Below are 26,966 nucleotides of genomic sequence, written 5' to 3'. Positions count from 1 at the left end.
TAAATTATTTTTGTGATTTTGTCAAGTAGTTCATTTGTTCTATTATTTTGACCTACTCCCCGTTGACCCTGTACTTATATGAAGTTTGATATGAGGTTTGATATGAGGTTTATGAGGTTTGATATGAGGTTTGATATGAGGTTTATGAGGTTTGATATGAGGTTTATGAGGTTTGATATGAGGTTTGATATGAGGTTTATGAGGTTTGATATGAGATTTATGAGGTTTGATATGAGGTTTATGAGTTTGATATGAGGTTTGATATGAGTTTTTATATGAGTTTTTATATGAGGTTTGATCTGAGTTTTATGAGAATAAGAGATATATAACAGGGCTAGTATTACATTGTTCCAACTAAGAATTAGGAACTGGGGGGAGCAGGTCAAGGGTTGCAGAACAAATGAACTACAGTACCATCACAGCAAGCTTATGTAAACCCATGAGGGGGCTAGAGGTATAGTACAAATGTTCTACATAAGTGACATGCTCCCTGCAATAACCTAAAAAGGAGAAGTTCAAAATGCAAGTAGTCCACAAGGTGTTGAAAGGGATGTTGGTGTTTTGCCTGTCCCTAGTAATGATCGTTGGTAGTGCGCAAGCTGCGGAATGTTATGTCGAACCTCGCTTTATTCTCTTGGCCGAGGGATCTTCTCAGTATATACTAGATGTTATAGGTGGGCCAGCATCGTCACTGGATGTCAGCTTTATAAGCTTTGAAGAAGACCAACAAACAATATCATTTATCATACCTCGATACTCTGGGCATGATGATGTTAAAAATCTTCCTGTTCCGGGGTATCGCTCTGATCAACCCACTTCTTATGATAACGTGTTTGAAGGTGTGGAGCCATTCTACCAAGTAATAGTTCGTGACGCACTACCATGGGATATATACATGGATGTAGAGGGTTGTCACACAGCGTTTTAATTCTAAGGAGCATCCGCAGGTTGCAGATCACAAGGGACTTCCAAAAAATCAAACATTCTACAAACAGAATGATAATTATTGGTAATTAAGGAAGGAAAACCTTTGCTGTAGGGTAGAAAGGTAACGGGGCGATCGCCCCGTTACCTTCTTCTGGTAACTCCACCCTCAATACTCCACTTCTAACCCATATCCACCAACGGCGAGCGTATTCCTCAATGGGACTCGCCGTTGCTTTTTGCTAGGTATTGCCGAGAGAATCGTAGGGTGGCCATTGTTGATGAAGATCATGATTGAACGGCGATTAATGAAATGGGCAATGCCCACCAATCCACAATAATGTAGGGTGGGCATTGGTTCAGAAACCGGCCATGGCTACCTTCGTTGGTGGGCATTGCTCAGATGAATTTGGGCAGGATTTGGGTAAGTAAACCGGCAATGCCCACCCTACAGAATGCTCATGTAAAACCTCATAAACCCCATATAAAACCTCATAAACCCCATATAAAACCTCATAAACCTCATATAAAACCTCATAAACCTCATATAAAACCTCATATCCAGGGAATTTTGTATCATATTTGACTGACAAAAGTAAGATTATATATGCTTGAGAGGATAGAGAAGTTGTGCTCACCTGAGACTCACCATTCACTCAAATTGAAGGAATGGGGTAGACAAAAAAGGTTAAAATCCTTGTGTAGCAGGGTGTTGAACAACGAGGAGTCGATTGATAACTACACAAACTCACTCAGAACCAATAGATGATCTGCCCTGAGGGGGTGACATGAGCCCGAAAAAGCTTACTCTATAAGGTTTTGATGCCAATGGGCTCATGGAAGATACAGTCCCAAATTGACCCTACGAATGATTTAATGGCAAGCTCAAACCCTTATAAATACGTCCAAAGTCAGCCCAAAACAGAATGTATCTTTTTGGAAATTATGGGCTGAAATGATTACTCAGCAATGGGTACCTTGGTTGGTGGGCATTGCTCAGATAAATTTGGGCAGGATTTGGGATTAAAAACCGGCAATGCCCACCCTACAGAATGCTTACTTTGCGAGTCTCAAAAGTCAAAAAAAAATAGCCGTAGAAATACTATCTACGGCTATTTAAATGATCTATGTCAATGAGTTTCCAAACCAATCCGGATGTGATTTGATGTAATCAAACCGGAGCCTTGGCCAGGGGGGAAAACCCCCCAGAAATTTAAAGTGTTATGGCAACAGCCAATACTTCATCATTTTAGTAATGACTTCCCCTGGAACCTCAGTCGGTTCAAGAGGAGACCATTCGGCAATCTCGGCATAGCCCAATTTATAAAGCATTTGGATACTATAGATTACTGCTTCACGAGAGCCTTTCAGAGTGTGCTCAACAGGTTGCTTCTTGAAGTTTGGCTTAAAGTCTTTTGACATAGATCAAAACTTGAATTCATCGTGTTAATATGATTATTGTAATGATTATATTTGTAATTGTCAAGGGTTTTAAAAATTTTTTTTTGGGGAGTTTTAGGGGGAATAAAAAAAGCGATCGCTCTTAGCGGAAGCTGAGGCCTTTGGCCACGCTACGCGAACGCTTCATCGCGTAGCGTGACCTTCGGTCAATCCCGTAGGGTCTCTTTGCTGAGAATCCCATAATCATTGGTAAGCGATCGCTTTGGTAATTTTAACTAGTAATTTTAAGGATAGGGCTGGGAGGAGGAAGTAGGGAATAAGGAATAAGGAACTTCAGATATCTTTCCTAATGTTGCCTTTTGCCTGTTATAGCAGTCGCCAGGGCAGTTAGGACATCGACATTAGTCTCACACCCTTTGTAAGCGATGCAGAGGTGCGACCCGTGGCGAATTTAATTCGCCAACGGAAAAAGCACCATTACGGTCTTGGGGGTTTCCCCCACTCGCTATTGCATCAAGAAGCGCAAGAGTTTGACTTCTGACTTCTGACTTATGACTTCTGACTTCTGCTATACCTTTTGCCTTGTGGTCAGGGTGCATCTCCTAAAAGCTGTTTGATATCATGTCCGGATAATTAGTTATCAAAAAACATTACCCTTGAAACCTTACTCCTTTACTTTTTATATGGGAGATGGGGGGCATTTCTTTGGGTCGCAGTCCATCTGCTCAGAATTAAAAAAATTAGAAAGTCTCGAAATCCAGGAGAATCAAGTGTTGGGTAAAACCCATCACCATGTAATGCTGAATCTACCTGGACACGAGAAAAAATATCGGAATAGTTTCATCTAATTATATCCCATAATCAGAGATTTTGACTATAATCAGGTACCCGGAAATCACCTGAGGACATAATTATGCTACTGGTGTAGGGGTGCTGTTGGGACCGTAAGCAATCAGCAATCAGCAATCAGCAATCAGCAATCAGCAATCAGCAATCAGCTATAAGCAATCAGCAATCAGCAATCAGCTATAAGCAATCAGCAATCAGCAATCAGCTATAAGCTTTTGAATAAGCGATGCAGCGCGGTCTTGGGGAGGCAGCGCGGTCTTGGGGGTTCCCCCCATGAGCGACTGCCGTGGTTTCCCCCATGAGCGACTGCATCAAGACAACAGGTAAGCATTAGTTTAATCTGAGTTACGTTAGCTGACCACTGACCACTGACCACTGACCACTGACCGCTGACCGCTGACCGCTGACCACTGACCACTGACCGCTGACCGCTGACCACTGACCACTGACCGCTGACGGCTGACGGCTGACCGCTGACCGCTGAATGCTTACTTGGGACCAAATCCCGAGATGGTAAGATTAGATGATAATCTTCTGCCTGATTACACTGCCTTGGATCTAAAAGAACGTCTAATCACCCACCTCAGCCAGATAGTACGCGATCGCGATCCGTATATGGCATCTGCGGGACATTTCTATGTCCAGGAGTACATCCGCCAGGAATTAGAACAGTGGGGAAGCGTTGAAATTCACAAGTTTCAGGTGTCGGGCAAAACCCATCATAATCTGATTCTGAATCTACCGGGAAAAGAGGCGAGACCGCAACAGTTTGCTCCGATTTTAATTGGCTCTCACTATGATGCGGTACCTGGAAGCCCAGGAGCAGATGATAATGGTACCGGCGTAGCGGTGCTATTGGAATTAGCTAGAGCCTTTGCCACTACTGGGCCTAAACACCCAGTCCGACTGGTAGCATTTGATATGGAAGAGTATGGATTGCTCGGAAGTGCTGCCTATGCTGCCTATTTAAAAGAACAACAGCAACCCTTGCGGTTAATGCTGTCTTTGGAAATGTTAGGGTATTGCGATCGCACTCCCAATTCCCAAACCTACCCACCAGGACTAAAATATTTTTACCCCAATCAGGGGGACTTCATTACCTTAGTGGGAAACTTGCCAACAATCCTTGACTTGAGGCATTTAGCTCGCCGTATCCGCCAAGTGGGGATCCCTTGTCAGTGCTTACCAATACCATCACGAGGGATAATCGTTCGTGAGACCAGGCTCAGTGATCACGCTCCATTTTGGGACCAAGGTTATCGAGCTTTGATGGTAACCGATACAGCATTTCTGCGCAATCCCCATTACCATCAACCAAGCGATCGCATTGATACCCTAGATTTAGATTTTCTCACTGGTGTCTGTCGTGGCTTAATCGCTGGTCTTGGAAATCTTGTCTAGGGGAATCGGGAGTCGGGAAGTTAGAATTTAGAATTTAGAATTTAGAATTTAGAATTTAGAATTTAGAATTTAGAATTTAGAATTTGGAGTCGGGAATCGGGAGTCGGGAATCGGGAGTCGGGAATCGGGAGTCGGGAATCGGGAGTCGGGAATCGGGAGTCGGGAGTCGGGAAGAAGTCTCGAAAACTACTTCTTCCCGATTCCAACACTATTCTCCTCAGCTAATCCTTCCTGGGGTTTGGGTTTCAAAATGTGTTTCTGATAGCGGTTCTGATCTTAATCAGGTACACAGGATTTTTTTCCTGTTTCCTACTCCCGTTTTGATGCAAAGCGCGAGTGGGGGTTTCCCCCAAGACCGCCCTGCATTGAGATGCACCGAGATCAGATCAGCTGGCCACAGGGCGTTAGATCATGTCAGGATAATTACCCTTAATAAAAATCTCCCCTATCTCCCCTATCTCCCCATCTCCCCATCTCCCCACACCTCCCACCGTCCCCACCCTCTCCTTAATTATGGGTATTCAACCAGACTTGATATTAGTAGGCACTGCCTAGGCTGTTTATTATGGGCCTGAGCCCAGAATGGATATCATGCAAGAGATACACTGTCTGATACTATCAGACAAAAAGTGCATGAAGTTTAAGCTATGGCCATCGCACAAAGTGAACACCCTACCCCACACCTCACCCGGTCACCCCACACCCGGTCACCCCACACCCGGTCACCCCAGGCACTGCCCACCCTAGAGGAACTGGTTGCGATGGATAAGGCTAAACTAGTTTGTTAATGACTGCTATATCGGTGCCTGTTTCACCGTAATCATCGACTAAAACCATTAGGAGCAACTTATGAGCGTTGTCGCTGCCAGAAAATACCCTGATCAACTAGTTTTTGCCTCCGATAGCATTCGGCTGTCAGGATACCTCAAGCAAACTCACCGGGTAACTGGGGATGAGTGGGGCAAGCTATTTGAAATCAATAACATGATTATTGGCGGCGTGGGTTATACCATGGAATTGAGTTTCATGCAAATATTTGCCAGAAACCATTCTCCAGCAGCTCCTACCGTTGAGGCTGTTCTCGATTTTATTGTGGAATTTTATAGTTGGGCAAAGGATAAAGACGATACCTTTGGTCGCAGAAACGAATATTTGTTAGCAGTAGAACAGGATATTTTTTGTATCAGTGATGGCTATCTTGTTGATAAAATTAATGAATTTGGTGCCATTGGTGCTGGACAAGATTATGCTCTGACCGCAATGTACTTAGATAAAACCCCTGAAGAAGCGGTAGCGATCGCTAATGAGCTTTGCGTATATTGCTCTCCTCCCATTAATGTGATTACTAAGGAAATCAGCGATATCTAACTTGGGTATAGTGCTGAGTACTCAGCTTGTTAGTAAGCTATCAGCTATCAGCTATCAGCTATCAGCCAAAGGCCAACGGCTGACGGCTGTTCGCTTAGCGTGCGCGTAGCGCATATGCTTAAGCGTTTTTGAGGGTTGACGGTTGGCCAGACATTAATACCCAGCACTGAAGACTTAGCTTAATACTGTTAGGATTTAGTAAATCCTAAGCCATTTTCTTCACTATACCGTTCCATAAAACGCATGAAACGATCCCACTCTTCTGGAGATTTCATTATGTAAGTTGCTTCTATAGCCATTGGTTCACCATTAACAAATTTGCCATTAACCTTACTGGTAGAAATCTCACCTTCCTCATCAATCATGTACATTCCGGTGATCTCATCCTTAGAATCTTTATCGTATACTTTAGGCTTGGTAAAAATAAAGGTTGCACTGCCAGTCTGACCAGTTGTGGAGCGAGTCAAACGTACGTCGGGCACAACTTCTTCTTTGATACCTCTAGAGAACTGAATTTCTGCCATGCTATAAGTCCAATTAAGAAAATATTAAGAATCCTTACCCCACTATCTTCTCATCCAAACTGCCCTAAATGGCAGAAAATTTTAACTGATGCCTGGGTTAACGACCTAGCAATGGCGAAAATAATCCAAATTTAGCCTAAGCAGTGGGAAAATGGGATTACACTGATACCGTTTCGGCAAACCGATTTAAGCAATCACTAGATCATACATGGGTAAACAGCGCGTTCTATCTGGAGTTCAACCAACTGGCAATCTTCACCTGGGTAACTATCTTGGAGCTATCCGCAACTGGGTCGAAGGTCAAAGTCAGTATGATAATCTATTTTGTGTAGTTGATTTACACGCTATTACTGTACCCCATAACCCAGTAACTCTAGCAGAAGATACCTTAAGCATTGCTGCCCTCTACTTAGCCTGCGGGATTGATTTAGAATGCTCTACTATCTTCGTACAATCCCATATCCCTGCCCACAGTGAACTAGCTTGGCTGCTCAACTGCATTACCCCTCTTAACTGGCTAGAGCGAATGATCCAGTTCAAGGAAAAAGCGGTTAAACAAGGGGAAAATGTCAGTACTGGCTTACTGGACTACCCGGTGTTGATGGCAGCGGATATTTTACTTTATGATGCCGATCAAGTTCCAGTGGGAGAAGACCAAAAGCAACACATCGAACTGACTCGTAATATCGCTATCCGAGTTAATGACAAGTTTGGCAGTCAGGAGAAACTTGTGCTAAAGTTGCCAGAGCCTATGATCCGAAAAACTGGTGCTCGTGTGATGAGTCTTACTGATGGCAGGCGCAAAATGTCTAAGTCTGATCCATCCGAGTTGAGCAGGATTAACGTGCTTGACTCCCCTGAGGAGATCCAAAAGAAAATCAAGCGCTGTAAAACTGACCCGATTAAAGGCTTATGGTTTGATGATCCAGAACGCCCGGAATGTGAGAATCTACTAACTTTGTATACCCTGCTTTCTGGGAAAACAAAGGAAGAGGTGGCGACAGAATGTCAGGATATGGGTTGGGGCAAATTCAAGCCCTTACTCACAGAAGTAACCATTGAAGCGCTCAAGCCGATTCAACAGAAGTATCACGATGTGAGGTCAGAGCAGGGCTATCTTGAGTCGGTGTTGCGAGAGGGGCGACAAAAAGCGGAAGCGATCGCAAACCAGACCTTGTCCAGGGTAAAAACTGCATTAGGGTTCATTGATGTAACCTAATTCCTGGAGATAAGTACATACTATAACCAATGACTAACCCCACTAAGAACTCATTTCGCACTGCCGTTGAGTCCGGTGAATTTTTGATTACTGGAGAAGTGGCACCCCCCAAGGGGGGTAACCCAGCTCACATGGTCAAAATGGCTCAAACCCTCAAGGATAGAGTCCATGCTATCAATATCACTGATGGCTCTAGGGCAGTCATGCGGATGTCGTCTTGGGCAGCCTCAGTGATTTTACGCCAGGAGGGAATTGAACCAATTTGTCAGGTGGCTTGTCGCGATCGCAACCGCATCGCCTTGCAAGCTGACTTGATGGGTATTAATGCTTTAGGTATCGGTAATATTCTCGCCCTAACCGGTGATCCAGTCAAAGCAGGTGATCATCCTGATGCTAAAAGTGTATTTGACTTAGAATCAGTACGCCTATTGCAACTAATTACTAAGCTAAATCAAGGGGTTGATTTCAATGATAAGCCCCTTACTGATCAAGGAACTGATTTATTTACTGGTGCAGCGGTAGACCCCCAGCTAAAGAGTTGGTCAGGCTTACAGCGTCGGTTTGAACGGAAACTGGAGGCCGGAGCACAGTTTTTCCAAAGCCAGCTCATTTGTGATTTTGATCGGCTAGAGAAGTTTATGAATCAGATTGCTGCTGGTAGTAATAAGCCGATTTTAGCAGGGATATTTTTGCTCAAATCCGCTAAAAATGCTAAGTTTATTAATAAAAACGTTCCAGGGGTTGATATCCCTGAGGAAATTATTGATCGGCTAGCAGCAGCAGATAATCAGTTACAAGAAGGGATAAAAATTGCCGCTGAGCAAGTTAAGCTCGCACGGCAACTGTGCCAGGGTGTTCATATGATGGCAGTCCGGCGAGAAGACTTGATTCCCCAGATTTTGGATTTGGCTGGCATTTCGCCATTGCAGAAATCCTCTCCCGTTAATGACTTAGTTTTTAAGTAAGTAAATTTCAGGTCAATTGTTATAGCGCTATGCCCAGGGAACAGGGAACAGGGAACAGGGAATAGGGAATAGGGTAAATATACCTTTTTCTCTCCCCACCCTACCCAAACTTCCCAAACTTCCCACACTCCTCCCTGTTCCCTGTTATCTTTTCTCCTTTTAACTAATACTAAGAATCACCGAACTAACTACAGGGTATAGGGTGAAAAAAGTTTGACTAATGTCTGTGAATGTCTCAATGAGTGAACGCCTCTGGAGGGATTGTAAAACATTGATTAGTTTTGAATCCGAGCTAATGGTCATATCCTGGCGCAATTGTTCCCGGGAAACGGGTGTAGTACTTATCGCTAGATACCTAATCAAGTCTTTTTCTGACTGATCTAAGCGATTCAACTGTGCAATTAAAATTAACCTCATTGGCTCAGGAACAAATACCTCATTCAATCTTAAAAATTGCGAGACACTGCTATTATAAAATTGTTCAATTGTTGTCGCTACTAGATTTAAGGCTAAGGGATTGCCTCGATAACGGGTAATCAAGGTTTCCCATTCTTCTGTATTTCCAAATAACCCGTTATCTACTCAAATTTTCTCAGCTTCTTCTGTAGGTAAACCCTTCAGGGTTAAGGAAGCAGTACTGTTATTTTTTTGCTCCAGTAACTCTAGTTGTAGAAATTTTTCCCAACTGATCAGCAGCAAAGCACTTTGGTGTTTTTCCTGGGCTACTCGTCTAAATAGCTGACCATAATCCTCATAGTTGGCTTGATAGTATCCAGCTATAGCGCCAGGACTTAGAATCTGCTCTGCGTCATCCAGTCCGATCAGACACCGATGCTCTTGTAAACATTTTATCAAGCTAGAAATAAGAGCGTTGATGTCTTCTGGTAAATTGAATGATTGCTGGTGAGATAGGAATTGAATCAGCTCTACTAGCAGTTGTTTCAGGGGTGGAGCATGGCGCAGATTACGCCAAATAATATACTCAAATTCCCCTTGAAGGTTGTTTGCAAGTTTGACAGCAAGAGTGGTTTTACCAATCCCTCCTATACCGAGAATCCCTACTAGTGAGTATTGCTTTTTACTAATCCATTGCTGCAGTTGATTGACTTCATTAGTGCGTCCATAGAAAGCATAAATTTCTGGTGCTTCCCCCCAATCGTGGTGGTACTGAGGCATTTTGTATCCTGCAACTTCTAGCCACTTAGAGACGTCTTTCCAGTTAGTGAGGCTATTTAATTCTCGATTAGTTAGTGCTTCGACATATCGATACAATCCCCTAGTCAGGGCAACAGCGATTGAGTTAGAGCTCCGATGGAGAGTCTCAGCTATTTTTTTTGGGGAGTAGCCACAAAGCAATCCTCTCAAGTACACTTTTTCCACTGATGTAAGTGTGGTTTTATTCTGGGTTTCCCTCTGTTTTTGTTCGGCTATATCTATATATAAATTGTCTAAATCCCAAAGCTTTACTGCTTCTAAAAACAGTTCATCTTCTGGATAAAACGCACCCTGCGCCATTTGCTTGCCTTCCTTGAGATAAAACTTATAAACCCTTACAGACTGAACACTGGATCTAAAGTTTGTATAACGACTAGTACACCGTCTCGGAAATAACTGACTAGTTAAAATCTCCTTGATCTGGCTTGTCTTTGCCCTGTTCTTCCTCTCCGTTAAACTGAGATCATGGAGCATTGTGATTAATCCGTTGGTGGGCAGCAGTGCAAACCCAAGGCTATGGCCAGCTTGGTGAATCGGTTTGCTTCACTGCCCACCCTACATCAAGCTAAGTGGGACAGGGGATGCGGTGCGAATGCGTTCGCGTAGCGTGACCGTAGGTCAATCGCGTTTTCACCAATTGTCTGGTTAACTCAATACCCCACTTTTGTCAATAACTGAGCTGATCAAGGGTTATGTGAGCGAGAGACGCTTTGATTTACCTGTAACCTCTAGCAAGGGAGCATTGAAGCAACAGTGATGGTAGTAGAGATCCGGGTAATGGTCTGGTTTCATCAAAGACAAGCTTTTACTATCTCTAATAAATTTTCTCTGATATTGCTATCAGTATCAGCGCTAGAATCACTCAGTAAATTTAACAAATTTTCCTTAACTTCCTCTTCTTCTGCTTCCAGCTGTTTTTTCCCTTCTAAGTCTTCTAATTTTTGACGCCATTCTCTACGACTTCCATATGATTCCTTGCTAGCCTGTTTGAGCTTTTCGCTATAATCTTCCTCCGTGTCCAAATCAAAGACAAACATAAAATAAGATATATCTTTTGACATAATCTTATTGGCGATTGCTAAGGCTGATTCATCTGGAGCAACTTGCCAGACCTGTTCAAATACTCTACACAACTCATAAGCCATCGAATTATTACTTTTTTTATAGGCTTCCTGTATTTCCTTGAGTTTTTCACTTTTGCTGACAGTTGTCATGTTTATAACCCCTTCTTCTTATTTTAAGATGAAACTACGTTAGTCCAGCACCGGTGTATTATAAATCATTGGGGGCTATGTGCCCAGGGTGGCGTCCGCACCTTATAATCCCCGTGTAAACCCGATCAGCGCCTGCATCCAGACCTAAGCATACAGCTAGGTTGAAGTCTGGTGATAGGAATGAATCATACTAAATAATACCGTAAGGGCGTCTGATCAAAAGCTTTTAAAAAGCTGATGATCAGACGCCCTTGTTTTTCCCAAGATTTATCCGGGGTAGAGTTCAAGCTTATGGTTAATAATTTCCATTCAAGAGGTCTAAGTTGCTAGGATCAGTAGCCAAATCACTCTCCTCATCTAAGCTGTAAACACGGGCTGTGTTATCATCAAGCAGGTTGCCTTGCTGTAATTCAGTACTATCGGCGGGTTCACCATAGCCATAGACCATGCTACTCCCATGGTCGAATTCCGGTTCTGGATTACCAAGAGTGGGCTCTTGGTAAGAATTGAAACCAGTTCCTGCGGGAATCAGACGCCCAATGATGACATTCTCTTTCAGACCTCTGAGCCAGTCAGATTTCCCTTCGATCGCTGCTTCTGTCAGCACACGAGTAGTTTCTTGGAAGCTGGCAGCAGAGATAAATGAATCGGTATTAAGGGATGCTTTGGTAATTCCCAGTAGTACCGGTGTATATTGAGCTGGCGCACCACCAGTGATGGCCATGGCGTCATTCACTGTCTCAATCTGCCGCAACTCCACAAGTTCTCCTGGTAGCATAGTGGTATCACCACCATCGTCTACCCTCACTTTAGAGGTCATCTGACGAACAATCACCTCAATATGCTTATCAGCAATATCAATTCCTTGAGACTGATAAACCGACTGCACTTCATTTACCAAAAATGCCTGTGCCTGTTGCAATCCCTTTAAAGCCGCTTCGTAGACACCTCTCTTTTCGAGACAGTAGTTGAAGAAAATATCTAAAATTTCATGGGGATTGGCTGGGCCATCGGTGATTGGTTCAGCGGTACCGACTTGCTGACCATCGGAAACAATAGCATTTTGCCCAGGGGAAATCGGGTAATCGGTCACGACTCCATCTGACTCAATTACCTTGATATCAACGGTTTCACCTTCTTCATAAATCACCTGGGCTTCTCCAGGACGTCTGGCCAATATACAGGCTTCTTTGGGTTTGCGAGCTTCTAGTAGTTCTTCAATCCTAGGCAAACCTTGGATAATATCCCCTGTCTTAGCCCGTTCAAACACCAGTAGTACCAGGTTATCACCCCGCTGCACCAAATCTGCCTTGTCAATTTGCAAAATTGCCCCCGCAGAAACTCGGTATGGACGAGCCAGTCGCAGGATAACAGAATCATCCGTCACCTGAACCACCTGACCTGATTCTCCAGCGGGTGTCCCTTCCGCTAAGGTGTTGGTACCAACGACCAAATCCCCTACTTTGACTGTGGCAGGAGACGTAATGGGGATTGTGACTCGGTCAGCATCCCTGACCACCAGCACTCGGCGAATGGCTTCTAATCCTTCTTGAATTCCCCGGATTTCACCAGCTTCCTTGCACTGAATTTCTGTTCGAGCAACTACCGCACCTGGAGGAATTTCGTCCCCATAATTTACTAAAATCCGGGTTTTGGTATTACCCCCTAACGGATCTGCATTGGTATCCCGGCGAACCACCAACGACTCCAGGATCACCAGTTGTAATCGCATATCCTCAGAGGCTTCATCCTCAGTACTGACTAACTCAATATCAGCACTCAGCTGGGATGAACTAGAATGGTCACTGCCAGCATCGGGGTTGCTCATTTCCAATACCAACTGGGTGCGGAGTAATTCCACCCCATCCACAGACTTGACCCGTTCTCCATCTTTATAGGGAATGCGTTGGATGGCTCGCAATTGAATCTGGGTTCCTTGGGTCCCTTGGTTGGAATTGTCTTGGGTATTAATGGACGCCTGAGAGGGAACCGCTGGTTCATCTGGTACAGCAAACTCAGTCACTGGCCGCAGCAGCAGTCCCATACCATCAGGTGTGTCAACTGCTTCTCCATAACACAGGTTTTCTACCGTTATCCCTGGCAAATCTTCCGAGCCGGGATAGATCAGGTGACCCTCACTAGTCATGGTCTCTGGTAGGTTCTCCACCAGATGAAATTCCCCAGGCTTAACCACAATTTCCCGGAGGATATCATTTTTTTGGACAACTTCCACTACACCTGACGATTGACAGAAGATATCCTTAACCACTTCTGTGCCTGCTTCCACATATTGACCGTCTTCCACAAGCAGCAGGGAAATATCTTTGTTGACCTCATGGCATTCTTCCGGAATCCAGAGTAAGGTACCGCCTTTGGTAACTTCGTAACCTTGCTTGGCTTTACCCCGTTTAGCCACCTCTACACCAGCATATTTAATAATGCCACCGGTTTTAGTGTAGTATTGGTCATCAATCAGTTCCGCCACCACCTGGTGGTTGAGTACCTTTGTGCCAGGGGTTGCCTTCAGGGAAAAGTGCTGATTATTGGCAGTGTGAATCACATATTGTTCCCGACCCCCCGTGCTTTCCATTCTCACCTGTGATTGATCCAAGCGGACGGAAGCTGTGATAATGTCAATTTCTCTTTTGCCTGGGGTCAGTCGCACCACACCACCATTGAGTGTGACTAATTTGGTTTCCGCCAGTACTGTGCCAATCTCTACAGTATCCCCATTTTTCACCACCGGTTCGGCACCAGGGGGTAGGTTATAGACGTCCCCAGATAAAATCCAGAGCAAACCGCTGCGTTGGGCAATCCGAGTAGTATTACCCTGTCGATCTGTTTTTTCCTCAGGGACTAAGTCGGCAAATAGCACTTCCCCGGCTAAGTCCGATGCCACATCCTTAGCCGCTTTTTCTGTGGAAGGACGGCTTTTACTCAGGGCTACTTCTGCTAACAGATCACCCTTGCTGACTGTTTGCCCATCACTGACTAAGACCAAGGAGCCCGCTGTTAAAGGAAAGGTTTTGGCAGAGCCATTAGTTGGTGCCAAAATCAGATCCCCAGCTAGTTCCACTTGTTGACGCTCGTCACCGTGGCGAGTCCTAACTTGGCGGGTACGTAGGCTTTTGCCAAAGTTTACTACACCCTTAACGGGAGCAGAGAGCTGGCGTGCCACTTCCCCGGTAAACACACCCCCTGTGTGGAAGGTCCGCATAGTCAACTGAGTTCCTGGTTCCCCAATAGACTGGGCAGCAATAATCCCCACCGCTTCGCCCAAATCCACCATGTGCCCATGAGCTAAGCTCCAACCATAGCATCTCTGGCAAACTGACCGCTGGGCTTCACAGGTTAGAGGCGATCGCACCATTACCTCTTTAATACCAGACGATTCAATCTCTTTGGCTAGTTGATCAGATACATCTTGGTTTTGTTTAGCAATTACTTTCCCGGTTTTTGGATGAACCAATTCCTCTGCTACAATTCGACCTAAGAGCTTATCCGCTAGGGAAATTAAAATGCGATCGCCGTCAGTCATGGCTGCGATTTTGATGCCCCGACTGGTGCCACAATCAAGGTCTCGTACAATCACGTCCTGGGAAACATCCACCAGACGACGGGTGAGGTAACCAGAGTCAGCCGTTCTCAGGGCAGTATCCACCAAGCCTTTGCGGGCTCCGTAGGATGAGATAATGTATTCTGTTACCGTTAATCCTTCCCGGAAGTTAGTCTTAATCGGTAGGTCAATAATTTCACCTTGGGGATTAGCCATCAGACCCCGCATACCTACCAATTGCCGCACCTGAGACAAGTTACCCCGTGCTCCGGAAAAAGCCATCATGTACACTGAATTTAGGGGGTTTGTGTCTTTGAAGTTACGGACGACCTCATCTTTGAGAGCCTCAGAGGTGCCGTTCCAGGTATCGATAACTTTTTGAAACCTTTCAACTTCAGTAATTTCACCCCTAGTGAACCGGCCTTCTGTGGCACGAATCATAGCTTCCGCCTCATCTAACATCTGGCGTTTAGCTGGTGGCACTTGCAGGTCATCTACACTGATAGAAACCCCCGCCTGGGTAGCATAGCGAAACCCCAGATCTTTGAGTTTATCGGCCATTTGGGCTGTCCGGGCACTTCCGTATTTGGTATACGCCCAAGAGATCAGCTTTTTTAACCGGCCTTTATCAACAATCCGGTTATAAAAAATCAAGTCTTTTTTAGCTTTTTTATCTGCCATGATGCTTTTGAAGGGGATGAATAATTAAGAATTAAGAATTAATAATTAAGAATTAAGAATCAATAATTAAGAATTAAGAATTAAGAATTAAGAATTAAGAATTAAGAATTAAGAATTAAGAATTAATTCTTTAAAATCCTACATTCTACATTCTACATTCTCTTGAATTTCCTAATTCTCAATTCGCGCATTCTCAATTCTAAATGCTTACCTTTTACCTAGCCCCATAGGGCTTCTTGAATAGTTTTGTTGTAGATGATCCGACCTGCGGTGGTGCGGATGTACTGGGAAATAAGTTCACCATCGGCTGTTTCCCTGACTCGCCGGTTTTTGTAGAGTTTGGTCACCATACCATCGGGTGAAGATTCTTCAGAAATCATCTCCGTGTCTTGTTCGTCTGTGTCAACTATGCCGTCATAGCGGACCCAAATATAGGCATGGAGGTGTACTTGCTTTTGTTCGTAGGCTTTGATTGCATCCTCGAGGTTAGCAAAGTAACGACCTGCTCCCTTGGTGGCATTTGGATTTTTTGCGGTTAGATAATAGCATCCCAAGACCATATCTTGACTTGGTGCTATAATCGGGCGACCTGTTGCTGGTGACAGAATATTGTTCGATGCCAGCATTAACAACCTAGCCTCTGATTGGGATTCTAGGGATAGGGGCACATGTACTGCCATCTGGTCGCCATCAAAGTCCGCATTAAAGGCTGGACAGACTAAGGGGTGCAGTTGAATGGCACGACCTTCTACCAAAATGGGTTCAAAGGCTTGAATTCCTAGTCGGTGTAGAGTTGGGGCTCGGTTTAGCATCACCGGGTGACCTGCAATCACTTCTTCGAGTACGTCCCACACAGTGGGATCTCCCCGTTGAATCAATTTTTTAGCTGCTTTGATGTTATTCACCAAACCCTGACGAATCAGGCGGTGAATCACAAAAGGTTGAAACAGCTCAATCGCCATCTCTCTGGGCAAACCACACTGGTGGATATGCAGGTTTGGACCGACTACAATCACTGACCTTCCAGAGTAATCCACCCGTTTTCCTAGCAGGTTTTGCCGGAAGCGACCCTGTTTACCTTCGATAATGTCAGAGAGGGACTTCAGGGGTCGATTGTTTGCCCCTACGACTGTCCGTCCTCGCCTGCCATTGTCAATCAGGGCATCCACAGCTTCCTGAAGCATCCGCTTTTCATTGCGGACAATGATTTCCGGTGCCAGAATTTCCTGCAACCGGGCTAGTCGATTGTTGCGGTTGATGACTCGTCGATAGAGGTCATTCAAGTCAGAGGTAGCAAAGCGACCCCCATCCAGTTGCACCATCGGTCGCAGGTCGGGGGGAATGACAGGGATGACACTCAGCACCATCCAATCTGGCTGAGCCCCGGTGCCAATAAAGTTGTCAATCACTCGCAACCGTTTGATGAGCTTAGCTCGCTTTTGACCTTTAGAAGCCGCAATTTCTTCTCGCAGCTTTTCTGCGATCGCGTCTAAATCCAAATCCTGTAGGAGTCGTTGCAGAGCCTCAGCCCCAATCCCCACGTCTACCCCAGATAGGTCTGAGTCTTCGCTATAGAGCTGCTCCTCAATTTCCAGCCATTGGTCTTCGGTGAGCAGCTGTTTATAGCTGAGGTTTTCCGCATTACCTGGGTTTAGTACTACGTAGGCGTTGAAGTAGACAATCTGTTCTACATCCCGCAGGGGCATATCAAGCAAAATACTGAGGTAGCTAGGAATCCCTTTGAGATACCAGACGTGAGCCACGGGTGCGGCTAGTTTAATGTATCCCATACGGTGACGCCTTACCCGGGACTCGGTCACTTCTACACCACAGCGTTCACAGACAATACCTCGGTGGCGCACCCGCTTGTACTTACCACAATGGCATTCCCAGTCTTTAGCTGGACCAAAGATCCGCTCACAGAACAGCCCATCCATCTCCGGTTTGAGGGTGCGATAGTTAATGGTTTCTGGCTTAGTCACTTCACCGACCATTTGACCGTTGGGAAGAGTCCTTTCTCCCCATTGACGAATTCTCTCAGGAGAGGCAATACCAATTTTTACGTAGTCAAACCGCTGTTCTATTTGGCTTCTCATAATTTTGTCATTTCCCTATTCACAGACACTCATATAGAGCAACCTTTTAGGGTTGCTCTTCTTCCACCAACTCTTCCTGGTTTAGGGATTCATAGGTTGGTGAGCGTGGTGTTCGATGGCGTTCTGAATCGGTCATTAAATCCACTTCCATATCATTACTACTACCGTCTTCTGTGGTTTCGACTTTGTGAACAGCTATGTCGAGTCCTAAGGATTGGAGTTCTCGCATCAGTACCTTAAAGGATTCGGGAGTACCAGGTCGGGGAATGGCTTTTCCTTTCACAATCGCATTGAGAGCTTCGTTGCGGCCTTGCATATCGTCTGATTTAACAGTGAGCAATTCTTGGAGGGTGTAAGATGCTCCAAATGCTTCTAATGCCCAGACTTCCATTTCCCCAAACCGCTGACCACCTTGTTGGGCTTTACCCCCCAAGGGTTGCTGGGTGACTAGGGAGTACGGTCCGGTGGAGCGAGCATGAATTTTATCATCTACCAAGTGGACTAGCTTGAGCATATAGGCTTGCCCCACTGTGACTGGTTGGTCAAAGGCTTCTCCGGTGCGACCATCGTAGACAGTAATTTTTCCGGCATGCTCCGGATTAAATACCCACTCTTTATCAGGTTGCTCACTGGCTTCTTTAAGCTTGTTATGGACAGTGAGGCGGGATGCTTCTGCACCGTACATTTCGTCGAAGGGAGTAAGCTTAAATCTGACATTCAGGTGTTCCCCAGCCCATCCTAATAGACATTCAAATACCTGACCCACATTCATGCGACTGGGTACTCCCAGGGGGTTTAGTACAATATCTACAGGTGTACCATCGGGCAGGTAGGGCATATCTTCGATGGGCAAAATCCGGGAAATAATTCCCTTATTGCCGTGACGACCTGCCATTTTGTCACCAACCTGGATTTTACGCTTCTGAGCCACATATACACGCACTACCATGTTGGCTCCCGGTGGCAGTTCATCCCCTTGCTCTCTGGTAAATACCCGCACATCTACCACACGCCCTTTTTCACCATTGGGGACTCGCAGAGAATTGTCCCGTACATCCCTAGCTTTTTCCCCAAATATAGCTCGCAACAGTTTTTCTTCTGGTGGCTGGTCTGATTCCCCCTTGGGAGTAACTTTCCCCACCAAGATATCCCCAGCTTCTACCCAGGCTCCAATCCGAATGATCCCGGTTTCATCTAACTGACGCAGGGCATCTTCCCCCACATTGGGAATTTCTCGGGTTATTTCTTCCGGACCTAGTTTAGTCTGTCGCGCTTCTATTTCATACTTTTCAACGTGAATACTTGTGTAGACATCATCGTAAACTAGCCGTTCACTAACCAGGATGGCATCTTCGTAGTTATAGCCTTCCCAAGGCATATAAGCGACTAGAATATTTTGTCCGAGGGCGATTTCACCCCCTTCTGTAGCCGAGCCATCTGCCAGTACCTGACCCCCCACAACTTCATCTCCTACATACACCAAGGGTCGTTGATTTAAGCAGGTATCTTGGTTAGAGCGCTGATACTTTTGGAGGGAGTATTCAATAATTGCTGGGGTTTCTTTTGGTTGAACAGGGCTAGGAAATTCTAACTCATTCTCATTGCCCTTTTCCCCTGGCAGGGCTGGCGTATCTGTGGTGGTTGGATAAGGCTGTAACCGAATTGTGTTGGCATCGACATACACCACCTCACCATCACTGGCAGCCACCACGACCATACCTGAGTCCCGAGCCGCCTGGGCTTCCAATCCTGTTCCCACTAAGGGGCGCTCAGGTCGAAGCAATGGCACAGCTTGCCGCTGCATATTTGAGCCCATCAGAGCTCGGTTGGCATCATCATGTTCTAAGAAGGGAATTAGAGAGGTGGCAACAGAGATAATTTGCACTGGTGATACCGCCACATAGTCCACTTGGTCAGGGGTGGTGGTGGTGAATTCTTGTCGATATCGGACTGGTACAGACTCTCCCAGGATGTAACCTTCCTGATCTAAGGCAATATCTCCTGGTGCTACCCTCAGGTCATCTTCTTCATCTGCAGTCATGTACAAGGGCGGTCGGTCTTTTAGGACTCGCCCATTTTCTACTGGGTAAGAAGGAGTTTCAATAAAACCATAATTATTCACCCGAGCGTGGGTTGCCAAGGAGCCAATCAGACCTGCGTTGGGACCTTCTGGAGTTTCAATGGGGCAAATTCTGCCATAGTGAGATGGATGAATATCCCGCACTGCAAAACCTGCCCGTTCGCGAGTTAACCCCCCAGGACCTAGGGCAGACAGACGCCGTTTATGGGTCAATTCAGCTAATGGATTGGTCTGATCCATAAACTGGGAAAGCTGAGAGGACCCAAAAAATTCCTTAATCGCTGCTACTAGGGGTTTGGGGTTTACCAATGAGGCTGGGGTAAGGGTATCGGATTCTGAAACGGTCATCCGTTCCCGAATAATCCGCTCTAGGCGATTTAGTCCCACCCGCACTTGGTTTTGCAGTAGTTCACCAACAGAGCGAACTCGGCGATTTCCTAGGTGGTCAATATCATCTGTGCTACCAATGTCAAATTCCAGGTTGATTAGGTAATCAATTGCCCCGAGTATGTCTTGGGGGGTCAATACCCTTACCGTGTCAGGAATATTCAGCCGTAGTTTTTTATTGATTTTGTAGCGACCGACCCGACCTAGGTCATAACGCTTCTGGTCAAAGAAACGGGATTCCAATAACTGCTGACCACCACTAACAGTGGGAGGTTCCCCAGGACGCAGCTTGCGGTAGAGCTCCAGCAGGGCTTCTTCTTCACTGGGGTTCCCTTCTTTGTCAAGGGTTTTTTGATAGTAGTCTGGGTGGCGCATAGCATCAATAATTTCACTATCACCAAGCCCCAAGGCTTTTAAAAGCACCTGTGCAGACAGTTTACGGGTTTTGTCGATTCGCACCCAAACTAAGTTATTTTTATCGGTTTCAAACTTCAACCAAGCCCCCCGGTTGGGAATCAAGGAGGCTGAGTAGGTACGACGTCCGTTTTTATCAGTTTCAGACTTGTAGTAAACCCCAGGAGAGCGAACAATTTGGTTAACAATGACTCGCTCAGCACCGTTAATGATAAATGTGCCTCGGTCTGTCATCAGAGGCAAATCACCGATGAATACTTCTTGTTCTTTGATCTCGCCGGTTTCTTTATTAATCAGGCGAGTATGAACGTACATTTGTACGGCATAGGTACTGTCTCGCCGCTTAGCTTCATCTACATCATATTTAGGATACTTCAGCCTGTAGTTTTCACCCAAGAAGTGCAGCTCCATTTTGCCAGTGTAGTCGGTAATCGGCGAGAAGCTATTGAGTTCTTCAATTAGCCCCTCTTCCAAGAACCAGCGAAAGCTAGCACGCTGAATTTCAACTAAGTCTGGCAACATATAGGTGGCTGTTGTGTAAGTCTGATTAGTCATGGGGTCTGTTCTTCACTCTTTTTAAGTCAGCGCCGATTTCGATTCCCTTCCCAAGGCAGTACTTGTACTTGAACAGTTCCTTAAAACTTGGGTTCGAGCTAATAGATACTAGATAAATAGATACTAGATCAACTGTTAGAATTGACAGTCCCACAGATAACGTAAACGTGGAATTCTTAAGCTGAACACCACCGGACCTCAGGTAACCCTAATCTAGGTTTTAGATGTTCATAGCTATGGCTTAGAGTGCCTTCTATCTTCCACTTTTTCTCGAAAGCCATCCGTGGGAATTTAAACCATGTCTATTACTAGATTGAAAGAAACTCAGGCATGGATCAGGAAAACAACCAAAACACTATACTGGACTATACTGGACTTGGAGTACTTGCTGCCGGTGCTAGTTGTGGTTTTTACACTTGTCACCGTCGATATGCCCTGTCCTACACATGGCTTGTGCTTAGCTGGAGGCTAAAACCTTTGTAGGGCTTGTCCTTTGGTTAGTCATATTCAGGATAAACCTGGTAGCATCTGTTCTCTTTTTTGTCAACCCTACTTCGGTAAACCTCTCCCAAAAGTACTATTCAAAGAGTCGGATTATTTCCTGTTATTTCCTCTTCTAGGTGTTACCATAGGTGTTCACAGCAAGCCTAGAAGTCGACCCATCATTCTCTTTCTACTGAACCATAGCAGAGTAGGGGAGTTGAGATTATCAAGAACCCACCTTCAGGTTTTCCCCTTTCAGGTCTGGTTGAGATTTACCCAATCCCTATTTGGGCAGCAGTTGCTGTTGAGAGGCTAAGACCAAAAAGCTGACAGGCATTTTGGGTGGTCTGAGCAGCCAACTCTTCTAGAGATATCCCTCGTAATCGGGCAACGCACTCGGCTACATAGCGAACATAGGCTGGTTCATTTCGTTTGCCTCGCTTGGGTACTGGTGCCAGGAACGGACAATCCGTTTCGATGAGTAGGCGATCGCTAGGTACCATGGTGGCTGATTCTTTTACCTGAGTGGCATTTTTAAAGGTCACAATGCCACTGAAGCTAATGTAAAACCCCAAATCCAAAAACCACTGTGTCTGTTGAGGATTACCTCCCCAACAGTGCATCACACCTCTTATTGGCCCGGTACTTTCCCAAAACTCTTGGAGTATGCCCCTCATTGCAGCAGCAGCGTCACGGCAGTGGATAATGACTGGCAAGCCAAGTTGGTGGGCAATCCCTAGTTGGGCTTTTAACACTTCTATTTGGTATTGTTGGTTCTTTGCTTTATAGAAATCCAAACCCGTTTCTCCGATAGCTACGACCCTAGCATCAGAGCGCCCTAGGGTCAAAATCTGATTTTCCGTTTCGGAAGTCCATTTTTCCGTATCTAAGGGGTGCAAGCCTACCGCGAAGGAGAGTTCGGGAAATCGCTCGGCTAGAGCTTGGATGCCTGTAAACTCAGACGGTTCTACGCAAGAGTGAACTAGACGAACCACACCAGCTTCAAGCCATCGGTGCCTTAATTGCTCTAACTCCGACTCAAAGACATCGAAGTTGATATGGACGTGGGTATCAATCAACTGCATCAATACAGTTTTTAATCTATTTATCTATTTTTAGTTTAATTAACAGCGGTTTTTGCTGAATTACTAATTGCAGCACTTAGCTAAGGTCAGCTGAGTCAGGCAATCTCATCATACAGCAGGTGATTCGGTCACAGTAGCGTTAAGTTGAGCCTCTATAGCTTTGAGCTTTTTGGCAAGACTTGCTTTTTTCCGAGCGCCATTATTGCGATGGAGCACCTTACGCTTGACAGCCTTGTCAATTTTGCTGTATGCTTCTGACATTCGACGTTTGACTTGTTCCAAGGCTTCCGGACTTGGTTGGCGTTCGTACTCTTCTAAGGCAGCACAATAGTTCTTCGTCAGGGTTTTCACCGCTGATTTGTAGGCTTTGTTCCGAATTCGGTTCCGTTCGGCGATTTTTATGCGTTTGAGGGCAGACTTGTTATTAGCCACAGCAGTCTTTACTTAACTTAATTTAGTTTGGGAGTTACCTCCCATAGAAAGTGGTATGATACCAGAAGTAACATCATACCATATATCATAATAAACTAGTATCAACACCCATAGCGTAACCCAAGCATCATCGTCTTTAAGCTATATTCTTAAAGTAAGTCCAGGAAAAATAGACACCTTTGATCAGGAGAAGTGTATAAACCTGGTCTAGGACGAGCAACACTAGCGTGATGGGCACTCCGACTCCATGCTGCGAATCATAACTGAGCAGGCTGAGGCACAAACTGAACTGCGGCGTATCCGCGATCGCACGGCTTCTGACCAAATGCTGAACAAAGAGGCAACTGTAAGGGAAGTTTTACAGGCAGTGAAGCGTAAAGGAGACGTAGCGCTCCTGCACTACACTGAGGAATTTGATCAGCTGAGATTGAGTCGAGAACAACTGCGAGTCAGCGGTTCGGAACTAGATGCGGCTTACCAACAGGTCTCCAAGGAATTACTTGATGCGATTCAATTAGCTGCTGGACAAATTGAGGCATTTCATCGACAACGAATTCCCAAATCCTGGGTGCAATTTGGTGAAGATGATGTGGTTTTAGGCAAGCGCTACACTCCTGTAGATAAGGCTGGACTATATGTTCCTGGCGGTAGGGCGTCCTATCCCAGTACTGTGTTAATGAATGCCATCCCAGCCAAGGTAGCTCAGGTTGACCAAATTGTAATGGTTACCCCACCAAGACCTGATCAAAGCATTAATCCGGCTGTGCTTGTGGCTGCTCAGGAAGCCGGGATTCATGAGATTTACCGGGTAGGTGGTGCCCAAGCAATTGCCGCCTTAGCCTTTGGAACCGAAACCATTCCCAACGTGGATGTGATTAGCGGTCCGGGGAACATTTACGTAACCCTGGCCAAGAAACTGGTTTACGGTATTGTAGGGATTGACTCCCTGGCTGGTCCTTCTGAGGTATTAATTATTGCGGATGAGGAAGCTAATCCAGTTCATGTGGCTGTCGATCTATTGGCTCAGGCAGAACATGACCCAATGGCAGCAGCGATTCTCCTGACCACTGATCCTCAATTAGCCAAACAAGTGCAGGGACAAGTGCAACAGCAACTAAAAGACCATCCACGACGCCTGTTGACAGAAAAAGCGATCGCTCACTATGGTCTAATCGTTGTTGTTGATTCTTTAGAAGCGGCAGCACAACTGTCTGATCAGTTTGCTCCAGAACACTTAGAACTAGAAATTACCCAACCTTGGGACTTACTAGACTATATCCACCACGCTGGGGCAATTTTCCTGGGTAACTCAACCCCTGAAGCAGTAGGTGATTACTTGGCTGGACCCAATCACACCCTACCAACTTCAGGTGCTGCTCGTTATGCTTCTGCCCTAGGTGTGGAAACCTTTATGAAGCACTCCAGTTTGATTCAGTATTCAGACCGAGCCCTCCATAAAGTGGCTGGTGCTATCGAGACTCTTGCTGAAGCAGAAGGTCTACCATCTCACGCTGAATCTGTGCGCTTACGAACTCAGCTTGATGCTGGGGGGTCAAAGGCAGTAGAACAATAATAGAAAAATAATCTAGTTAATGCTCTGCCGGTAGTCAGGTAGTTACTCATTCCCCAGAATGAAGAATTAAGAATTAAGAATTAATTCTTCATTCTTACTCTTTAGCACGGAAAATCCCAAAAACTGAGGTGAAGCCGTGCAAAAACGTACTACTGCCTACTGGACCAATTTCCCCGTTACAGAAGAAGCCAGCCAGCTGAATATCCTTGATGTAACGGTGGAATAGTTGGGAATCAAAATTAGGTTTACCGTAAAGTCCTTCTCCTCGCCCCAGACAGGAAAACATCAAAGCACCAGCAGCTTGAGTGGTGTTAGTTTGCTTTTGATAGTCCTCAAGAAGGAGTGCCAAGTCTTCCTCTGAAGTCTGAGCATCTCTGAGGTGGAACTGAATACGTTGACCGGGTCGAATCCGATCAGCAATAGCGATCGCACCAATCCTCGGATCCACACCTAACAGATTGCGGATCAGAAAGTCTCCCTGACCCAGCTGTTGTTTAAACTCATCTCGGGCAACTCCCACAAAGAGTGAATGTTGTGCCAGCTTACGGTCTGCCTCATCCATACTTTGGATTAACTCGCGCAACACCATTAATGGGGGATGGGATGCTGGCTCACCGCTGGTGATCTTGCCTTGATCGAGGGCTGTCAATTCCAGCAGGATATTCTGGTCTGCTTTAGCCACCTGATAGGTTTCACCGATAGGACGACAGCCTTGAGCCACAATGGTTTCTAATACAACATTGCCGCTTAGAGCAACCCCCACAGTTCCTTCATGGTAGAGAGACTTTGCCAGTTGGGTCTGGTCTTTCAGGCAAAACAAGCCATTCTTAACCATCATAGAGCCACCACTAGCCTGTCCTCCTACCTTGGCTGAGCCTGGATAAGCATAATCCAACCCTTGGAGCAAATCATTAATTTTAGATGACAAGGGATCAGAGAATAAAATAAACTGGGGTTGCTCTTGGGGGGAAATGCCAATCAAGTCCACCCAAGCATCAGGAGGACTATCCAAATCTGGCAAGGCGTCTCCAGGGATATGAAAGCTATGGACACTAACATCAGGCAAACAGGCTAGGCTGAGGCTTAGGGCTGGTCCTTCCTCAACTTCCACAGCCTGACCATTGGTGTTCATCCCAATGATGCCACTCCCACCACAACCAATCAGCACAGGTAAAGACAATCGTTCCTGGAGCAGGGGGATGAGGCGAGGATACTCACTGGCATAGGCAGATGAGATGAACACCAGACCCAAATCTGCTCTTGAAGGCAAAGACTTCTCAAGGCAGTCTGCCACTTCGGCCACTGCCGCTTCTAATGATGCACGGGTTGATAGAGCATTTGCCCACTTGATCACTTTAGCCATCTATTCTACCTAATTCACTCCCGATACCATTGCCTATTGAGGGGATTGGCCACTCCTTAAGGTTTTATAATAACGGTGAACTACCACAGACTTCCACTAAGCCTTACCTGATACTGAGAAGAGGATTGGTTGTGGTAGACTAAACTTAATATAACTTAATCTAAATTACTAGTTATCAAAAAGCTAGCGTTAACGGGGTTATAAACTGTTTTTCTTAAGGCGCGCTTTCCAATGGCCGGGAAACCCGGCCATTGGAAAGCGCCTCAAAAAATCTGTCTATATCTGCATAACTATGAATAGTTATTGCCATATTAGCCATCCGCTCTACTGCAATTTAAGAGTAACAATTCGTAATATAGTGGGTAAATCAGACAGGCTCCCTTAAATTCCCAGTTCCTCTAACTCGAAGTCCTTCCTCAAGTCAGCCATGGCAAGAAGGATAAGGGCTCAAGGTGAATTCCACCCCAACCACACTACCAAGTTAGCTATGTCAATATCTGTCGATTAAAGGGGGAATTTGACAATCCCCGGTCATTAGACGCGGGGATTCGTTAAGAATCCGTAATCGAATCTTACAGGCGTAGTCAATGCGCCCCTACTGAGTTCCACTTGGTCCAAGCCTTGGGTTCCCGCTACTTTTTTTTGTTGGTTATGCTTTCTAGGTACTACCACGCTTGCCAGTGCGGTACGCTCTGCTTAAAGTTACCGTAAGAATAAAGAAGCCTTAATAACAAAGATTTAACCCTTCTATGCATAGCCGACTAACCATAAAGGCTTCTTTATTCTAAGGTTTCGTCAAAGATCTGCAATTATTTACCCGTTCACAAGAGGTGCGACCCGAAGGTGCGACCCAAGGGCGAGTAAATCGCCCTTGGGTCGCACCTTGAGCGAATTTAATTCGCCGAACGCGCCCCGCGTCTCCTACGGAGAACGGAAAGCGCACCTGAGGATTAACGCAATGCAATCAAAGAGGGTCGGCATTTCTGAGGTACTAGAATTGCTTCATCACGTAGGCGTTTACCATTACTCACTTCACCATTGTAGTTTTCATGACGGCAGTTAAAACTGCCGCGTCGCGTTTCCTCCCGGAGACGAAACCTTAGAATAGGGTTTGAAGTCTCCGTAAGGATAGGGTCGCCTTATTACAAGAGACTTAACCCTATTTTGCATGACCTACAAAC

General features: G+C 45.6%; 22 protein-coding genes. 8 read left to right on the top strand and 14 right to left on the bottom strand.

Features of this window, described 5'->3' with window-relative positions; translation table 11 throughout:
• The first annotated feature begins 520 nt into the window (after nt 1-520).
• Nucleotides 521-928: a hypothetical protein gene (locus tag F6K38_RS15500; RefSeq protein WP_287356894.1), complete on the top strand. Its 408-nt coding sequence runs from the start codon at nt 521-523 to the stop codon at nt 926-928.
• Nucleotides 929-1,093: 165 nt separating this feature from the next.
• On the opposite strand, the gene F6K38_RS15495 is transcribed toward F6K38_RS15500, so the two are convergent.
• The 3 genes from F6K38_RS15495 to F6K38_RS15485 all read right to left on the bottom strand — a co-directional run bounded on the left by F6K38_RS15495 (nt 1,094) and on the right by F6K38_RS15485 (nt 2,346).
• Complete coding sequence (locus tag F6K38_RS15495; RefSeq protein WP_287256893.1) at nt 1,094-1,279, bottom strand: hypothetical protein; 186 nt, start codon at nt 1,277-1,279, stop codon at nt 1,094-1,096.
• Nucleotides 1,280-1,283: 4 nt separating this feature from the next.
• Nucleotides 1,284-1,562: a hypothetical protein gene (locus F6K38_RS15490; protein ID WP_287256895.1), complete on the bottom strand. Its 279-nt coding sequence runs from the start codon at nt 1,560-1,562 to the stop codon at nt 1,284-1,286.
• A 583-nt stretch (nt 1,563-2,145) separates the two neighbouring features.
• Nucleotides 2,146-2,346: a hypothetical protein gene (locus F6K38_RS15485; protein WP_287256897.1), complete on the bottom strand. Its 201-nt coding sequence runs from the start codon at nt 2,344-2,346 to the stop codon at nt 2,146-2,148.
• 635 nt (nt 2,347-2,981) lie between these two features.
• Here F6K38_RS15485 and F6K38_RS15480 point away from each other — a divergent pair.
• The gene (locus F6K38_RS15480) at nt 2,982-3,173 is read left to right on the top strand and encodes a hypothetical protein (protein ID WP_131827106.1); all 192 of its coding nucleotides are present in this window, start codon (nt 2,982-2,984) and stop codon (nt 3,171-3,173) included.
• Nucleotides 3,174-3,379: 206 nt separating this feature from the next.
• Here the strand turns inward: F6K38_RS15480 and F6K38_RS44190 are convergent, their stop codons facing one another.
• The gene (locus F6K38_RS44190; protein ID WP_131827107.1) at nt 3,380-3,676 is read right to left on the bottom strand and encodes a hypothetical protein; all 297 of its coding nucleotides are present in this window, start codon (nt 3,674-3,676) and stop codon (nt 3,380-3,382) included.
• A 50-nt stretch (nt 3,677-3,726) separates the two neighbouring features.
• Between F6K38_RS44190 and F6K38_RS15470 the strand changes: the two genes are divergently transcribed.
• The gene (locus F6K38_RS15470; protein ID WP_044493468.1) at nt 3,727-4,575 is read left to right on the top strand and encodes a M20/M25/M40 family metallo-hydrolase; all 849 of its coding nucleotides are present in this window, start codon (nt 3,727-3,729) and stop codon (nt 4,573-4,575) included.
• A gap of 62 nt (nt 4,576-4,637) precedes the next feature.
• Here the strand turns inward: F6K38_RS15470 and F6K38_RS15465 are convergent, their stop codons facing one another.
• Nucleotides 4,638-4,781, bottom strand: coding sequence for a hypothetical protein (locus F6K38_RS15465; RefSeq protein ID WP_154659817.1), 144 nt, complete (start codon nt 4,779-4,781; stop codon nt 4,638-4,640).
• Nucleotides 4,782-5,222: 441 nt separating this feature from the next.
• On the opposite strand from F6K38_RS15465, the gene F6K38_RS15460 reads away from it, so the two are divergent.
• Nucleotides 5,223-5,363: a hypothetical protein gene (locus F6K38_RS15460; RefSeq protein ID WP_154659818.1), complete on the top strand. Its 141-nt coding sequence runs from the start codon at nt 5,223-5,225 to the stop codon at nt 5,361-5,363.
• Between the two features lie 61 nt (nt 5,364-5,424).
• Nucleotides 5,425-5,943, top strand: coding sequence for an Ntn hydrolase family protein (locus tag F6K38_RS15455; RefSeq protein ID WP_287256967.1), 519 nt, complete (start codon nt 5,425-5,427; stop codon nt 5,941-5,943).
• Nucleotides 5,944-6,131: 188 nt separating this feature from the next.
• Here the strand turns inward: F6K38_RS15455 and psb28 are convergent, their stop codons facing one another.
• The gene (gene psb28, locus F6K38_RS15450) at nt 6,132-6,467 is read right to left on the bottom strand and encodes a photosystem II reaction center protein Psb28 (protein ID WP_287265483.1); all 336 of its coding nucleotides are present in this window, start codon (nt 6,465-6,467) and stop codon (nt 6,132-6,134) included.
• Between the two features lie 208 nt (nt 6,468-6,675).
• Between psb28 and trpS the strand changes: the two genes are divergently transcribed.
• Together trpS and F6K38_RS15440 are read left to right on the top strand one after the other, a co-directional pair.
• A complete protein-coding gene (trpS, locus tag F6K38_RS15445; RefSeq protein ID WP_287356892.1) occupies nt 6,676-7,686 on the top strand; it encodes a tryptophan--tRNA ligase in 1,011 nt (336 codons plus the stop codon).
• Between the two features lie 29 nt (nt 7,687-7,715).
• A complete protein-coding gene (locus F6K38_RS15440; RefSeq protein WP_287314253.1) occupies nt 7,716-8,651 on the top strand; it encodes a methylenetetrahydrofolate reductase in 936 nt (311 codons plus the stop codon).
• A gap of 582 nt (nt 8,652-9,233) precedes the next feature.
• Here the strand turns inward: F6K38_RS15440 and F6K38_RS15435 are convergent.
• From F6K38_RS15435 to rpsT, 7 genes are all read right to left on the bottom strand, one after another.
• Nucleotides 9,234-10,166, bottom strand: a complete 933-nt coding sequence (locus tag F6K38_RS15435; RefSeq protein WP_287356890.1) for an NB-ARC domain-containing protein — start codon at nt 10,164-10,166, stop codon at nt 9,234-9,236.
• Nucleotides 10,167-10,657: 491 nt separating this feature from the next.
• On the bottom strand, nt 10,658-11,080 hold the full coding sequence (locus tag F6K38_RS15430) for a hypothetical protein (RefSeq protein WP_287356888.1): 423 nt from the start codon (nt 11,078-11,080) through the stop codon (nt 10,658-10,660).
• A gap of 295 nt (nt 11,081-11,375) precedes the next feature.
• Nucleotides 11,376-15,317 carry a DNA-directed RNA polymerase subunit beta' gene (locus F6K38_RS15425; protein ID WP_287356887.1) on the bottom strand — a complete coding sequence of 1,314 codons (3,942 nt, stop codon included), beginning with the start codon at nt 15,315-15,317 and terminating at the stop codon, nt 11,376-11,378.
• A gap of 218 nt (nt 15,318-15,535) precedes the next feature.
• Complete coding sequence (locus F6K38_RS15420; protein WP_008185301.1) at nt 15,536-17,413, bottom strand: DNA-directed RNA polymerase subunit gamma; 1,878 nt, start codon at nt 17,411-17,413, stop codon at nt 15,536-15,538.
• 46 nt (nt 17,414-17,459) lie between these two features.
• A complete protein-coding gene (gene rpoB / locus F6K38_RS15415) occupies nt 17,460-20,849 on the bottom strand; it encodes a DNA-directed RNA polymerase subunit beta (protein ID WP_008185303.1) in 3,390 nt (1,129 codons plus the stop codon).
• A gap of 755 nt (nt 20,850-21,604) precedes the next feature.
• Nucleotides 21,605-22,417, bottom strand: coding sequence for a TatD family hydrolase (locus tag F6K38_RS15410; protein WP_008185306.1), 813 nt, complete (start codon nt 22,415-22,417; stop codon nt 21,605-21,607).
• 108 nt (nt 22,418-22,525) lie between these two features.
• On the bottom strand, nt 22,526-22,849 hold the full coding sequence (gene rpsT / locus F6K38_RS15405; RefSeq protein ID WP_008185308.1) for a 30S ribosomal protein S20: 324 nt from the start codon (nt 22,847-22,849) through the stop codon (nt 22,526-22,528).
• Between the two features lie 247 nt (nt 22,850-23,096).
• Between rpsT and hisD the strand changes: the two genes are divergently transcribed.
• On the top strand, nt 23,097-24,422 hold the full coding sequence (hisD, locus tag F6K38_RS15400) for a histidinol dehydrogenase (protein WP_008185310.1): 1,326 nt from the start codon (nt 23,097-23,099) through the stop codon (nt 24,420-24,422).
• Nucleotides 24,423-24,516: 94 nt separating this feature from the next.
• Here the strand turns inward: hisD and F6K38_RS15395 are convergent, their stop codons facing one another.
• Entirely contained in the window at nt 24,517-25,785 is a 1,269-nt protein-coding gene (locus F6K38_RS15395; RefSeq protein WP_008185313.1) for an FIST signal transduction protein, read from the bottom strand.
• Nucleotides 25,786-26,966 lie beyond the last annotated feature (1,181 nt).

The organism is Moorena sp. SIO3B2, assembly GCF_010692525.1.
Taxonomy (GTDB): Bacteria; Cyanobacteriota; Cyanobacteriia; order Cyanobacteriales; family Coleofasciculaceae; genus Moorena; species Moorena producens.
Note: the sequence above shows the minus strand (reverse complement) of the source record. Positions and strands in the feature narration are given on the sequence as shown.

Bases quoted from the DNA above. Each gene is read 5' to 3' on its own strand.
- trpS (WP_287356892.1), top strand. From the start codon at position 6,676: ATGGGTAAACAGCGCGTTCTATCTGGAGTTCAACCAACTGGCAATCTT.
- F6K38_RS15430 (WP_287356888.1), bottom strand. From the start codon at position 11,080: ATGACAACTGTCAGCAAAAGTGAAAAACTCAAGGAAATACAGGAAGCC.
- F6K38_RS15440 (WP_287314253.1), top strand. From the start codon at position 7,716: ATGACTAACCCCACTAAGAACTCATTTCGCACTGCCGTTGAGTCCGGT.
- rpoB (WP_008185303.1), bottom strand. From the start codon at position 20,849: ATGACTAATCAGACTTACACAACAGCCACCTATATGTTGCCAGACTTA.
- F6K38_RS15500 (WP_287356894.1), top strand. From the start codon at position 521: ATGCAAGTAGTCCACAAGGTGTTGAAAGGGATGTTGGTGTTTTGCCTG.
- F6K38_RS15495 (WP_287256893.1), bottom strand. From the start codon at position 1,279: ATGCCCACCCTACATTATTGTGGATTGGTGGGCATTGCCCATTTCATT.
- F6K38_RS15420 (WP_008185301.1), bottom strand. From the start codon at position 17,413: ATGAGAAGCCAAATAGAACAGCGGTTTGACTACGTAAAAATTGGTATT.
- F6K38_RS15395 (WP_008185313.1), bottom strand. From the start codon at position 25,785: ATGGCTAAAGTGATCAAGTGGGCAAATGCTCTATCAACCCGTGCATCA.
- F6K38_RS15410 (WP_008185306.1), bottom strand. From the start codon at position 22,417: ATGCAGTTGATTGATACCCACGTCCATATCAACTTCGATGTCTTTGAG.
- F6K38_RS15435 (WP_287356890.1), bottom strand. From the start codon at position 10,166: ATGGCGCAGGGTGCGTTTTATCCAGAAGATGAACTGTTTTTAGAAGCA.
- F6K38_RS15485 (WP_287256897.1), bottom strand. From the start codon at position 2,346: ATGTCAAAAGACTTTAAGCCAAACTTCAAGAAGCAACCTGTTGAGCAC.
- F6K38_RS15460 (WP_154659818.1), top strand. From the start codon at position 5,223: ATGGCCATCGCACAAAGTGAACACCCTACCCCACACCTCACCCGGTCA.
- hisD (WP_008185310.1), top strand. From the start codon at position 23,097: ATGCTGCGAATCATAACTGAGCAGGCTGAGGCACAAACTGAACTGCGG.
- psb28 (WP_287265483.1), bottom strand. From the start codon at position 6,467: ATGGCAGAAATTCAGTTCTCTAGAGGTATCAAAGAAGAAGTTGTGCCC.
- F6K38_RS15425 (WP_287356887.1), bottom strand. From the start codon at position 15,317: ATGGCAGATAAAAAAGCTAAAAAAGACTTGATTTTTTATAACCGGATT.
- F6K38_RS15455 (WP_287256967.1), top strand. From the start codon at position 5,425: ATGAGCGTTGTCGCTGCCAGAAAATACCCTGATCAACTAGTTTTTGCC.